The sequence below is a fragment of the Streptomyces sp. NPDC048504 genome, from assembly GCF_043200035.1.
In the GTDB taxonomy this organism is placed as follows: domain Bacteria; phylum Actinomycetota; class Actinomycetes; order Streptomycetales; family Streptomycetaceae; genus Streptomyces.
This window is the reverse complement of sequence record NZ_JBICXA010000015.1, coordinates 65,048-76,839: the sequence shown is the minus strand read 5'-3', so window position 1 is coordinate 76,839 and position 11,792 is coordinate 65,048. Positions and strand designations below refer to the sequence as shown.

Below are 11,792 nucleotides of genomic sequence, written 5' to 3'. Positions count from 1 at the left end.
CGTACCCCCCCCCCCCCCCCCCCCCCCCCCCCCGCCCCCCCCCCCCCCCCCCCCCCCCCCGCCCCCCCCCCCCCCGGGGGGGGGGGGGGGGGGGGGGGGCGGGACCTCACCGTCGTACTACCGGCGTCGCACTGCCGGTGCTCAGCCGATCTGCGCGCCGAACGTCGACAGCGCCTCGGTGACCGGCTGGAAGAAGGTCTCGCCGCCCGAGGTGCAGTCGCCGCTGCCGCCGGAGGTGAGGCCGATCGCCGCGTCGCCGTCGAACAGCGAGCCGCCGCTGTCACCGGGCTCGGCGCAGACGTCGGTCTGGATGAGGCCGTTGACGATGTCGCCGTTGCCGTAGTTCACGGTGGCGTCCAGGCCGGTGACCGTGCCGGTGTGCACCTGGGTCGTCGAGCCGCTGCGGGTCACCTTCTCGCCGACCGTGGCGGCGGCGGCGTGGGTGATGGCCTGCGAGGAGCCGTTGTAGAGGTCGACCGCGCTCGGGTGGGCGACGTCCGAGGTGTACTTGACCAGGCCGAAGTCGTTGTCCGGGAAGCTGGACTGCTCGTTCGTGCCGATCTCGTTGCCGCTGGAGTCGGACCAGGTGGAGATGGCCTCGGTGCAGTGCCCGGCCGTGATGAAGTACGGCGCGCCGCCCTTGACCACGTTGAAGCCGAGCGAACAACGGCCGCCCGAGCCGGAGATGGCGTCGCCGCCCGCGATGAAGGGTTTGAACTCCCCCTTGGTGCGCTGGAGTTCGGCCTTGCCGCCGAGCCTGTCGACGACCTTGGTGAGCTTGGTCCACTCGGCGTCGGAGACCGTGCGGTCGGCGGTGACGACGACCTTGTTGGTGGTGGGGTCGGTCGCCCACGAGGTGCCGGGGATCGTCGCGTCCTGCTTGAGGGTCGTACGGGCGCTCGTCAGCTCGGCGAGGGAGTTCTCGACGATTCTCGCCTTGGCGCCGGCCGCCTCGACGGTGTCGGCGGCGGTCTTGTCGAGCACGTTGACCACGAGGCTCTTGGTCTTCGCGTCGTAGAACGTGCCGGCCGCGTCGGTGCCGAGGTTCTTGCCGAGCGTCGAGGCGAGCTTTCCGGCCGCGAGGGCCGAGAGGGTGTGGGGTGCGGCCGCCCGCGTGGTCTCGCTGGCGTTCGCACTCTGCAAGGTGACTCCCGCGACGACCAGTGCGGCTATGCCCGCGCCTGCCACGGCCACCCGTCGCCTGGGTATGCGTCGGTGCTTCAACTCGTGTCCTCCTGTGGGGGGTCGGCCCGCCAGGTTATGGGGACCCGACCGGCCGAAAGGTAGGTTGACGAGCGCCCACTCTTCCTAATCGCACAGGGAGCGCACAAGGTCGACTTCAGGTCGTGCGCGGAACGCGGTTGCACGCCCCCCTCGCTTTGACTGTCCACGGTCATCCCAGGCCATTCGCACTGCAAACACTGCGTGCGAGTAACGCCCATCAGCCGGTGAGGTCTAGTCCTGTCTTGAAATCGACCCGTCGGAGTCCGGATCCGACTGAGGCTCGGCGGGCGGAAGTTGCTCGTGCACCGGTTGCGCTGCCACAGGGGCAACCGGCGTCACGGGTGCCGCGGGCACTGCGGGCGCGGCAGGAGCGGCCGGGGCCGCTCGCTCCAGGAACCGCAGCAGCTCGACCGGGAAGGGGAGTACGAGCGTCGAGTTCTTCTCGGCAGCGACCGCCACCACCGTTTGCAGCAGCCGGAGTTGGAGCGCGGCGGGCTGCTCGGACATCTGCTCGGCGGCCTCGGCGAGTTTCTTCGAGGCCTGCAACTCGGCGTCCGCGTTGATGATCCGGGCCCGGCGCTCACGGTCGGCCTCGGCCTGCCGGGCCATCGACCGCTTCATCGTCTCCGGCAGCGACACGTCCTTGATCTCGACCCGGTCGATCTGCACGCCCCAGCCGATGGAGGGACTGTCGATCATCAACTCCAGGCCCTGGTTGAGCTTTTCGCGGTTGGAGAGCAGATCGTCGAGGTCGCTCTTGCCGATGATCGACCGCAGCGAGGTCTGCGCCATCTGCGAGACGGCGAACCGGTAGTCCTCGACCTGCACCAGCGCGTCCGCCGCGTCGACGACCTTGAAGTAGACGACCGCGTCCACCCGGACCGTCACGTTGTCGCGGGTGATGCCCTCCTGCGCGGGCACGGGCATCGTCACGATCTGCATGTTGACCTTGCGGAGCTTGTCCACGAACGGGACGACCATCGTGAAGCCGGCTCCGCGCACCTCGGGCCGCAGCCTACCGAGCCGGAACACCACGCCCCGCTCGTACTGTTTGACGACCCGCGCGGCCGCCATCGCGTACACCACTCCGACGGACGCGAGCGTCACTCCCGCCGTCACCAGCTCCTCGACCATCACGGCCCCCCAGGGTCCGACGTGGCGCATCAGGTGCCTTCTCCGATACCCACGACGGTAACTCCGTGTGCCGCACAAGAGCGAGCCCCCGCACGCCAGTTGCGTACGGGGGCTCACCCGCTGCCGGCTGCAGTCCGGAGCGGAGGACGTTCAGGCGGACGTCAGCCGACGCTCACGCCGTAGTAGCTCAGCGCCTCGGTGACCGGCTGGAAGAAGGTCGTGCCGCCGGAGGTGCAGTCGCCGCTGCCGCCCGAGGTCAGACCGTAGGCCACGGTGCCGCCGTAGAGCGGACCGCCGCTGTCGCCGCCCTCGGCGCAGACCGTGGTCTGGATCATGCCGTAGACGACGTCGCCGCTGCCGTAGTTGACGGTGGCGTTCAGGGCGGTGACCCGGCCGCTGTGCGTGCCGGTGGTGGAGCCGCGCCGGTAGACGGTGGTGCCCACGCTCGGCGTGGCCGCGCTGGAGATGGTCTGGCTGCCGACCGCGCTCGGGTGGGCGATCGACGTGTTGGTGTACTTGACCAGCGCGAAGTCGTTGGTCGGGAAGCTGTAGCTGACGTTCGTGCCCAGCACCGTGGTGTGCCCCGAGTTGGAGTACCAGGTCGAGGCGACCTCACCGCAGTGGCCGGCGGTCAGGAAGTAGTACGTGCTCCCGCTGTGCACGTTGAAGCCGAGCGAGCAGCGGTACGCGCCGCCGTAGATGGCGTCGCCACCGGTGATCAGCTTCTTGAACTGACCGGCCGTGTGCTTGATGGTGATCGCGTCGGCGGTGCTGCCCGCCTGCGACTTGATCTTCGCGATCTCGGCCTGGGAGACCGTGCTGTCGACGGTGACGACGACACGGTTCGTCGCGCTGTCGACCGCCCAGGCGGTGCCCGGGACATCGGCCTTGAGTACGGACGAGTTGGCCGCGGAGAGCTGGGTGGCGCTGAACGTGTGGGCGTCGCTGGCGCTCGCGGTGGGGACGGCGAACGCGGCAGCGGCGACGAATCCGGTGGCCACGGCGATCAGCCTGGTCCGTCTCGCGATTCCGCTGCGCGGGGTGGTGCGCTTGATCCTCACGTTTCGTTCCCTCCTAGGGGAATTCGGGGGCCCGCGTGGGGTCGGGGCCCGTGAGGCGCAGTCAGGGTCGGGCGTCCGGTTTCCGAACACGCCGTGCTCCTGACAAGCGCTGTGGGGGAGTATTCGGCCGCCCGGCCGATGGGCGCAAGGGCGCCTTTCGGCCGTACGACCTTCAACTGGCACACGGTCTACGCGAGTTGATCACCCGGACGCAGTGGGCCGAAACACAGCCCGCCGCAGGTCAACGCACCGTCTGCCGAAGGATGCGCTCCCCCGCCTCGACCGCGAGGCCCAGCGTATTCCCGGGCGGCGGGAAAGGGCAGATGAAATGGTCGGCGAACGCGCACGGCGGGAGCACGGCCCGGTTGAAGTCGACCGTCGTGCGCCCCTCCGCGTCGGGCGCCGCCGCGTACAGGAACCGGAACCGGTAACTGCCGTCCCCGCTCGTGGAGTCGGCGAACACCGCCCACAACGTGCCGTCGTCCTGCACCGCCACCTGCAAGGTCACCTCCAACCCGTCGAGCCGGAAGGCGAGTTCACCCGCGAGCCCGAGCCCGCGTTCGACACCGTCCGCCGTGCCGACACGCACGGTGCGCAGTGCGTCGTACGGCGTGAAGCGCCCCGGCACCGACCAGCGCGGCCGGTACGGCGTGACCTCGACGCCCCGGAACGCGCGCCGCGCCGCCGAGTCGGGGTCGTAGTCGCGCACACCCCAGATGCCCTCGCGGACGACGACGACCAGCCGACGCTCGCCGAGGCCGACACGGGCCGCGCTCACCGGGCCGGGGTCCGCGCCGAGGCGGGTCTCGCCGGTGAAGGGTTTCCCGTCGACGGTCAGTCCGTCGGCCGCCGTCGCGGTGAGGACCACCGGGCCGTCATCGGCGTCGACGTCACCGTCGAGAATCCATACGCCGGGGGTGTCCGGAAGGTGACCGTCCGGGTGGTCCTCCAGCCAGTGTGTGCCGGTGAGGGCGAGAGGCCCGTAGGGAGCCGACACGCTCTCCATCCGCCGCTCGTGCCACTGTCTCCACTCGTCGGCCGCGTCCGAGGTCATGCCGTCAGCTCCATCGTCGTGCGCTCAGTCCTGTCGTCGCGTGGTCACCCCTTCCCTGCCTGCCGGGTCGGGGAGCCCGAGATGTGAGCGCAGGGTCGTGCCCCGGTATTCCGTGCGGAACGCGCCACGTTCCTGGAGCAGCGGCACCACCCGGTCCACGAACTCGTCGAGGCCGCCGGGGGTGAGATGCGGCACGAGGACGAACCCGTCGGCGGCGTCCTGTCGTACGAAGGTCTCCAGCTCGGCGGCGACCGCCTCCGGGGTGCCGATGAAGGACTGCCGGCCGCTCGCCTCGATCACGGTCTGCCGGATGGACAGCCCCTTCTCGCGGGACAGCGCCCGCCACTTTTCGGCCATCGCGACGGTGTCGCCGCGCCGGGTCCGCCCCTGGGTGACCGACGATTCCGGCACCGGGTCGGACTCGGGGAACGGGCCGTCGGGGTCGCAGTCGGAGAGGTCCGTGCCCCAGATCTGTTCCAGGGCGAGGATCGCGTTCTGCGGGGAGACCTGCTGCCGCCGGATCTCGGCGGCCCGCTCCTGCGCCTCGGCCGCGGTGTCGCCGAGGACGACGCTGACGCCGGGCATGATCTTGAGATCGTCCGCGCTACGGCCGTACTTGGCGAGACGTCCCTTCACATCGGCGTAGAAGGCGCGGCCGTCCTCCAGCGTGCCGTGCCGGGTGAAGATGACGTCGGAGGTCCGCGCCGCGAACTCCCGCCCCTCGCCCGAGTCCCCGGCCTGGATGACGACCGGGTGCCCCTGCGGTGAGCGGGGCACGGTGAACTCGCCCGCGATGTCGAAGTGTTGGCCCCGGTGGGCGAAGGGGCGGGAGAGTCCGTCGGGGGTCCAGGAGTCCCACAACTCCCTTGCCACATCGACGAATTCGGCCGCCCGGGTGTAGCGGTCCGCTCGGTCGAGGTATCCCCCGCGCCGGAAGTTCTCGCCGGTGAAGGCGTCGGACGAGGTCACCACGTTCCAGGCGGCACGGCCGCCGCTGAGGTGGTCCAACGTGGCGAGTCTGCGGGCGAGTTCGTACGGCTCGTTGAAGGTCGCGTTGACCGTGGCGGCCAGCCCGATGCGCCGGGTGACGGTGGCGAGCGCGTTGAGGACCGTGAGGGACTCGGGGCGGCCGACGACGTCCAAGTCGTGGATACGGCCCTTGTGTTCGCGCAGTCGCAGCCCCTCGGCGAGGAAGAAGAAGTCGAAGAGGCCGCGTTCGGCGGTGCGGGCGAGGTGCTCGAAGGAGGAGAAGGCGATCTGGGACCTCGACCGCGGATCGGCCCACACGGCGGTGCTGTTGACTCCGGGGAAGTGCGCGGCCAGATGGATCTGCCGGCGAGACGGCCTCCGTACGGTCATGACGCTCCCCCGGTCACGGCGTACCGGTTGGCGGGCCGGGCCAGGCCCAGATGCTCCCTGAGCGTGCTGCCCGGGTAGAACGTGCGGAACAGGCCCCGGTGTTGGAGCAGCGCGACCGTGCCGTTCACGAGCCGTTCCAGGTCGCGGCGGGGTTCGACGGGCGTGAGGTGGAAGCCGTCGACGGTACGGTCGCCGTGCCAGCCGGCGATCAGCTCCGCGAGGTCGACCGGGCCGCCCCGGTACAGCGGGCCGTGCGCGGTCTGCCGGGGGCCGCCCCCGCCGTGGCCCGGTTCGGCCGCGTGCTCGCCGTCGCCGAGGTCGACGACGAGGCTCACCACGACCCGCAGGGTGTCCGGGTCGCGGCCGAACTTCTCGGCGGACGCCCGCAGTTCGGCCCGTACGGACCCGGCCTGCGCGGAACTCGCCGCGCGAACGAGGGCCACATCGGCGTACCGGGCGGCCGTCCGCCGGGCCTGGCCCTCGGTGGCGTCGACCACGCGGACCGGGTGGCCCTGCGGTGGTCTGGGCACGATCGAGGGGCCCTTGACGGCGAACTCGGCGCCCTGGAAGTCGACGTGGTGCAGCTTGTCCCGGTCGACGAAGCGACCGGTGGCCGTGTCCCGTATCTCGGCGTCGTCCTCCCAGCTGTCCCACAACTGGGCGGCCACGTCGGCGACTTCACCGGCCTCCGCCCACAACGCGTCGGCGGGCGCGGCGTGCCGGCGGCCGAAGAGGCGGGCCTCGCCCTCGGTGGTCGACACGTCGAGCCGCCAGCCGGCCCGGCCCCGGCTGACCCAGTCGAGGGTCGCAACCGCGGCCTGCACATGGAAGGGCTCGGTGTGCGTGACGGTCACGGTCGGCACCAGACCGATCCGGCTGGTCGCCGGGGCGACGCGGGACAGGACGGCGAGGGCGTCGGGTCCGGGGCGCGCGAAGGTGTCGTCGAGCGTCACGAAGTCGAGGCCGCCGCTCTCGGCGAGCCGCGCCAACTCGACGTAGGAGTCGGCGTCGTAGGCCGACCGCTGGTCGACGGCGGCGGCCAGATGCAGGCCCCGGCCGTGCGAGGAGGTCATGTGGGGAGTCCCTTTCTGCGCACGTCACAGCACCTTGGACAGGAAGGTCCGGGTGCGTTCGTGCCGGGGTCGGTCGAGTACGTCGGCCGGGGCGCCCTGCTCGACGATCCGGCCGTCGTCCATGAAGACGACGGTGTCGGCGACCTCGCGGGCGAAGCCGATCTCGTGGGTGACGACGATCATCGTGGTGCCCTGGTGGGCCAAGTCCTTGATGACGTCGAGGACTTCACCGACCAGCTCGGGGTCGAGCGCGGAGGTCGGTTCGTCGAAGAGCAGCAGTTTCGGCTCCAGGGCGAGCGCGCGGGCGATCGCGACCCGCTGCTGCTGCCCGCCGGACATCTGCCTGGGGTAGGCGTCGGCCCTGTCGGCGAGCCCCACCCGGTCGAGGAGCCGGCGCGCGCTCTCAACCGCCTCTCGGCGGGGGCGTTTCAGCGCGGAGACCGGTGCCTCGATGATGTTGTCCAGCACGGTGAGGTGCGGGAAGAGGTTGAAGTTCTGGAAGACGAACCCGATCCGGGTGCGCTGCTTCAGCACCTCGCGCTCACGCAGTTCGTACAGCTTGTCGCCGGAGCGCCGGTAGCCGACGAGCGTGCCGTCGACGCTGATCGTGCCCTGGTCGACCTTCTCCAGATGGTTGATGGTGCGCAGCAGCGTCGACTTGCCGGACCCCGACGGGCCCAGGATCACGGTGACTTCGCCCGCGCGCACCGCGAGGTCGATGCCCTTGAGCACGTCGAGCGACCCGAAACTCTTGTGGACGGACCTGATGTCGACCATGACGGTCATGGTGTGAATCCCTTGTACTGGCAGCGGAGTTGGCGGTCGAGAGCTACGCGGTGGCCCGACACGCGAGGTCCCGCAGGAACGCCAGCACGGCCCGCGCGGTGGCGTCGTTCTGCCGGAAGGCGGGACCGCCGGTGCGTGGCCGGGTGAAGGCGCCAGGCGTCCGCACGTCGGTGTAGGGCCCGAGCGCGAACCGCCGGGGATGTGGCTGCCCGTCCCGGCCGAGAATCCGCCCGTCGGTGCGGTCCACCCGCAGCAGCCCTTCGTGACTCTCCACCACAGCCCCGTCGTCGTGCAGTTGACGCAGCAGCGGATCGACGGACCGCCCGACCGTGGGCTCCGGCAGCCGCGCCTCGACCAGCGACCGCGCCTCGATCGTCACACCCGGCACGGTCGCGCTCGACGCGCGGAACACCCCGTCCTCGGCGGCTACGGCCATGTCGGCGCCGACGAACCGCACGACGCCGGCCCGGGACAGCGCGAGGAGTTGGCGCAGCCGGGGTCCGGGCGGCCCGGAGGCGAGATAGCTGAAGAAACCGTGCCACCAGGGCCCGACGTCACCGAGCCGGATCAACTGCCCGTAGACGGAGAGCAGTCCGAGGAAGACCGCCAAGTCGGGGCTGTTGGAGGGATCATGACGGCGACTCAGATCCCCTTTCACATAGGCCCGTAGCCCCTCCTGGAACTCCTCGTGCGACGCGTACCGCACCCCGTCCAGCGGGTGGTCGAGTGCCGCGAGGTCGAGCCGGTCGGCGGGGTCGGGCACGGCGGACGCCACGAGGGCCTCGCGGTCCGCCGCCTCCCCGGCCGCGTACTTCTCCTCGAAGTCGGTCCAGGCGATGCTCGTCCGCTCGGGGTGCACACCGAACAGCCGGTGGTAGTGCGCGAACCCCAACTCCTTCTCGATCAGCGGCCATACGTCCCGCCGGAAGTCGAACCCCTCCGGCCGCGCGAGTATCACGTCGACCTCGGCGGGCCCGAAGAACCGTGGCAGCGGCGGCCGTTCACCGCTCCACTCGTAGCCGATCTTCGAGTGGTACGGCACTCCGCGCCGCGACCCGACGTACAGCACCGGCTCCTGACCCGAGGGGACGTAGGTGTCGCCGTCGTAGCGTCCGCCCCTCCCCTCCGTGAGCAGCACCATCAGGTCGACGAAGGCGAGGCCGAAGCCGCGGACGAGGACGGGTTCGCCGGGGGCGAGGGAGGTCAGGTCGCTGTCGGCGGTGAAGTCGGGCGGCAGATGGACCAGGTCGTGGGCGCGGGCGTACGCCGCCAACTCCCGCTGGTCCTCGTCCAGTTCGGCGTCGAGGTGGCCGAGGGCGAGGACGACGAGGTCGGCGAGGAGCGGGTCCGGGCTGCCTTCCAGCCACACCTGCTGGCGTCCGTCGCGCGGGCCGCTGATCCTGAGGGCCCGTCGCGGGTGGTGGTGGACGGTGACGCCCGGCGGGAGCGCGGCCACGGCCTCCTCGTGCACCCAGCGCAGATAGGAGCCCTGGAGCTGGCGGTCGGCGAAGGTGCTGCCCTCGATGGCGGCCCATTCGTGCAGCGTGGGACCGGGGCGTACGGGACCGTCCATGACCACCGTCTCGTCGGTGAACATGGTGACGTCCTCGGCGTGCGAGTTCATCCACAGCAGCGGCGACTGGGCCGCGCGCCAGATGCGTCCGGCGCCCGGCGGATGAGGGTCGACGAGATGGATGTCGAGACCCTCGGGACCTTCAGCGCCTTCGGCGCCCGAACTGTCGTACAGCTCAGGCGCGTTGGCGGCGATGCGCTCGATGAGACCGGTCCCCCGCGGCCCGGCCCCGACGATGACAAGTGTCCGCCTGTCCGCGCTCATCGGGTGCGCTCCGAGCCGCGCGCGTAGTGCTTCTCGACGTAGTACTGGCCGACGCTGAGCACCGAGGTGACGACGGTGTACCAGATGGTGGCGACCATCAGCAGCGGGATCACCTGGTAGGTGCGGTGATAGACCAACTGCACGGAGAACAGCAGGTCTTGGACGGCGATGACGCTGACGATCGAGGTGCCCTTGAGGGTGCCGATGAGCATGTTCCCGGCGGGCGGCACGATGGAGCGCATCGCCTGCGGCAGTACGATCCGCCACCAGCGGCGCCACCGGCTCAGCCCGAGCGCCTGCGCGGCCTCGACCTGGCCGCGGTCGACGGAGAGGATGCCGCCCCGGACGACCTCGGCGGCGTAGGCGGCCTCGTGCAGGGTGAGTCCGATGATCGCGACCGCGATCGGAGTGAACAGGTTGACCGTCTTCACGCCGAGCAACTGCGGGTACAGCGCACCGATGTTGAACCACAGCAGCAGCTGCACCAGGATCGGGATGGACCGGAACAGCCAGACGTAGCCCCAACTGACGCCGCGCAGCACGGGGTTGGCGGACAGCCGGGCCGCCGCGAGCAGTGCGCCGAGGACGAAGCCGAGCACCATCACCACGGCCGTCAGCCACAGGGTGAGCCACAGGCCGCGCAGTACGGAGTCCGAGGTGAAGTAGTCGCCGACCACGCCCCACTGGAACGCCTGGTTGCGGACGACGGAGGTGACGGCGAGCCCGAGCAGGATCAGTACGGCGACGGCGGCCGTCCACTGGCCGAGTCGGCGCTGCGGGACGATCCGCGGAGAGCCGGCCAGCTCGGGTATGTCCGGTGCGGCGGCTGACTTGGCGAGGGTGTCGGAAGACATAGGAAGACAACTCCGTGACGTCGGTCGAACACGGGTGGGTGCCTTCACACAGGGCGCCTTTCGGCGCCGTACGGCCGAGCCCCTCAGCAGGGCCGTGCACCGAGGGTACGGCGCCGTTTCCCCTCGCTGTCAAGGGTGTCCATACTGTGAGCGGTACGTCTCAAGTCGGTTGACGCCCAACCGGATGCCTGTTCCACTTACTCCATGCATCCACAGCAGTGGCTGGTCAAGCGCTCCCACATCGACCTCGGTCGAGTGTGGTCTTCCTCCTGTTGAGCTGACCCACTGCACGCCCTGATCCCCGGTTCTTCCGCCTGATCGGGCGCTTCTCGCGTTCTCCCCGCGCTCCCTTTCGCCTTCACACGCGCACCCCTCACCCTCCCCTCGGGTTCTGCTCACTCTTGCTCTCAGGAGACCGCACACGATGCGTACGCCCACGCGCACCCGTTATCGGCATTTCGCACCCTTTGCCCTGATCACCTCGGCGGCCCTGCTGCTCACGGCCTGCGGTTCCGGCTCGGACGACGCGAGCGGCACCACGGCGAACGCGGCGGCGGCCAAGGCCGACAAGATCCCCACGACGGACGTCGTCTCGGCCATCCCGAAGGACGCGGCGGCGGCCAAGCTGCTGCCCTCCGGCACCACGAGCCTCACCGTGGCGGTGGCCGTCGGCGGCACGCCACCCGGCACCACCTATCTCGACGACGGCAAGACGCTGACCGGCCAGGACGTCGACTTCGCGGATGCCGTGGCGAAGGTCCTCGGCATCGAACTCAAGACGGAGCAGGCGAGTTTCGAGGCGATCCTGCCCGCCCTCGACAGCGGTAAGTACGACTTCGGCGCCAGCAACTTCGGCGTGACCGACGAACGGCGCAAGACGATCGACTTCGTCACCTACATCAACGACGGCCAGGGCTTCGCCACCCGCAAGGACAGCAAGCTCGGCAAGATCACCGACCTCAAGCAGCTCTGCGGCCTGAACGTCGCGACCGGCGCGGGCACCACCTTCGAGGCCACCCTTGAGGAGAACAAGAAGGTCTGCACGGACGCCGGCAAGAAGGCGTACAACGTACAGACCTACAGCGAGTCCGGCGCGATCTGGTCGTCCCTCCAACAGGGCCGCAGCGACGTCGTGATGTCCACGATCAACGGCCTGCGCTACGCCGTCGCCCAGCAGACCGGCGTCAAGTTCCTCAACGAGTTCCACCGCCTGGACGTCGGCTTCGCCTTCAAGAAGGGCACGAAGCTGGCGCCTGCCTTCCAGGCCGCGGTGAACAAGCTCATCGCTGACGGCACGTACGACAGGATCCTCAAGAAGTGGGGCACGACGGGTTCGGCGATAGCGAAGTCGCAGGTGTCCCCACCGGAACTGAAGAACTGACCAGGGCCGGAGGGGGCCCGGTTCGCGGA

Annotated in this window: 10 protein-coding genes; 1 reads left to right on the top strand and 9 read right to left on the bottom strand. The window is 70.2% G+C overall.

Features of this window, described 5'->3' with window-relative positions; genetic code table 11:
• Window positions 1–141 precede the first annotated feature (141 nt).
• The 9 genes from ACGFY9_RS32720 to ACGFY9_RS32680 all read right to left on the bottom strand — a co-directional run bounded on the left by ACGFY9_RS32720 (window position 142) and on the right by ACGFY9_RS32680 (window position 10,382).
• On the bottom strand, window positions 142–1,224 hold the full coding sequence (locus ACGFY9_RS32720) for a S1 family peptidase (protein ID WP_393760146.1): 1,083 nt from the start codon (window positions 1,222–1,224) through the stop codon (window positions 142–144).
• Between the two features lie 231 nt (window positions 1,225–1,455).
• Window positions 1,456–2,358, bottom strand: a complete 903-nt coding sequence (locus tag ACGFY9_RS32715; protein WP_393760493.1) for a slipin family protein — start codon at window positions 2,356–2,358, stop codon at window positions 1,456–1,458.
• A gap of 161 nt (window positions 2,359–2,519) precedes the next feature.
• On the bottom strand, window positions 2,520–3,419 hold the full coding sequence (locus tag ACGFY9_RS32710) for a S1 family peptidase (protein WP_393760144.1): 900 nt from the start codon (window positions 3,417–3,419) through the stop codon (window positions 2,520–2,522).
• Window positions 3,420–3,660: 241 nt separating this feature from the next.
• On the bottom strand, window positions 3,661–4,473 hold the full coding sequence (locus ACGFY9_RS32705; RefSeq protein ID WP_393760142.1) for a DUF1684 domain-containing protein: 813 nt from the start codon (window positions 4,471–4,473) through the stop codon (window positions 3,661–3,663).
• Between the two features lie 24 nt (window positions 4,474–4,497).
• On the bottom strand, window positions 4,498–5,832 hold the full coding sequence (locus ACGFY9_RS32700; RefSeq protein ID WP_393760138.1) for an NtaA/DmoA family FMN-dependent monooxygenase: 1,335 nt from the start codon (window positions 5,830–5,832) through the stop codon (window positions 4,498–4,500).
• Window positions 5,829–6,905 carry an LLM class flavin-dependent oxidoreductase gene (locus ACGFY9_RS32695; protein ID WP_393760136.1) on the bottom strand — a complete coding sequence of 359 codons (1,077 nt, stop codon included), beginning with the start codon at window positions 6,903–6,905 and terminating at the stop codon, window positions 5,829–5,831. The genes ACGFY9_RS32700 and ACGFY9_RS32695 overlap by 4 nt, the downstream gene beginning before the upstream one ends.
• Before the next feature lie 24 nt (window positions 6,906–6,929).
• Entirely contained in the window at window positions 6,930–7,691 is a 762-nt protein-coding gene (locus ACGFY9_RS32690) for an amino acid ABC transporter ATP-binding protein (protein WP_393760134.1), read from the bottom strand.
• A gap of 43 nt (window positions 7,692–7,734) precedes the next feature.
• Window positions 7,735–9,528 (bottom strand): FAD/NAD(P)-binding protein, encoded by a 1,794-nt coding sequence (locus ACGFY9_RS32685; protein ID WP_393760132.1) that lies wholly within the window; start codon window positions 9,526–9,528, stop codon window positions 7,735–7,737.
• Window positions 9,525–10,382 carry an amino acid ABC transporter permease gene (locus ACGFY9_RS32680; protein WP_393760130.1) on the bottom strand — a complete coding sequence of 286 codons (858 nt, stop codon included), beginning with the start codon at window positions 10,380–10,382 and terminating at the stop codon, window positions 9,525–9,527. The genes ACGFY9_RS32685 and ACGFY9_RS32680 overlap by 4 nt, the downstream gene beginning before the upstream one ends.
• A 424-nt stretch (window positions 10,383–10,806) precedes the next feature.
• On the opposite strand from ACGFY9_RS32680, the gene ACGFY9_RS32675 reads away from it, so the two are divergent.
• Window positions 10,807–11,763: an ABC transporter substrate-binding protein gene (locus tag ACGFY9_RS32675; protein ID WP_393760128.1), complete on the top strand. Its 957-nt coding sequence runs from the start codon at window positions 10,807–10,809 to the stop codon at window positions 11,761–11,763.
• The last annotated feature ends 29 nt before the right edge of the window (window positions 11,764–11,792 follow it).

Excerpts from the sequence above, each read along its gene's own strand:
- ACGFY9_RS32700 (WP_393760138.1), bottom strand. The coding sequence starts at position 5,832 with ATGACCGTACGGAGGCCGTCTCGCCGGCAGATCCATCTGGCCGCGCAC.
- ACGFY9_RS32695 (WP_393760136.1), bottom strand. The coding sequence starts at position 6,905 with ATGACCTCCTCGCACGGCCGGGGCCTGCATCTGGCCGCCGCCGTCGAC.
- ACGFY9_RS32685 (WP_393760132.1), bottom strand. The coding sequence starts at position 9,528 with ATGAGCGCGGACAGGCGGACACTTGTCATCGTCGGGGCCGGGCCGCGG.
- ACGFY9_RS32690 (WP_393760134.1), bottom strand. The coding sequence starts at position 7,691 with ATGACCGTCATGGTCGACATCAGGTCCGTCCACAAGAGTTTCGGGTCG.
- ACGFY9_RS32675 (WP_393760128.1), top strand. The coding sequence starts at position 10,807 with ATGCGTACGCCCACGCGCACCCGTTATCGGCATTTCGCACCCTTTGCC.
- ACGFY9_RS32715 (WP_393760493.1), bottom strand. The coding sequence starts at position 2,358 with ATGGTCGAGGAGCTGGTGACGGCGGGAGTGACGCTCGCGTCCGTCGGA.
- ACGFY9_RS32705 (WP_393760142.1), bottom strand. The coding sequence starts at position 4,473 with ATGACCTCGGACGCGGCCGACGAGTGGAGACAGTGGCACGAGCGGCGG.
- ACGFY9_RS32680 (WP_393760130.1), bottom strand. The coding sequence starts at position 10,382 with ATGTCTTCCGACACCCTCGCCAAGTCAGCCGCCGCACCGGACATACCC.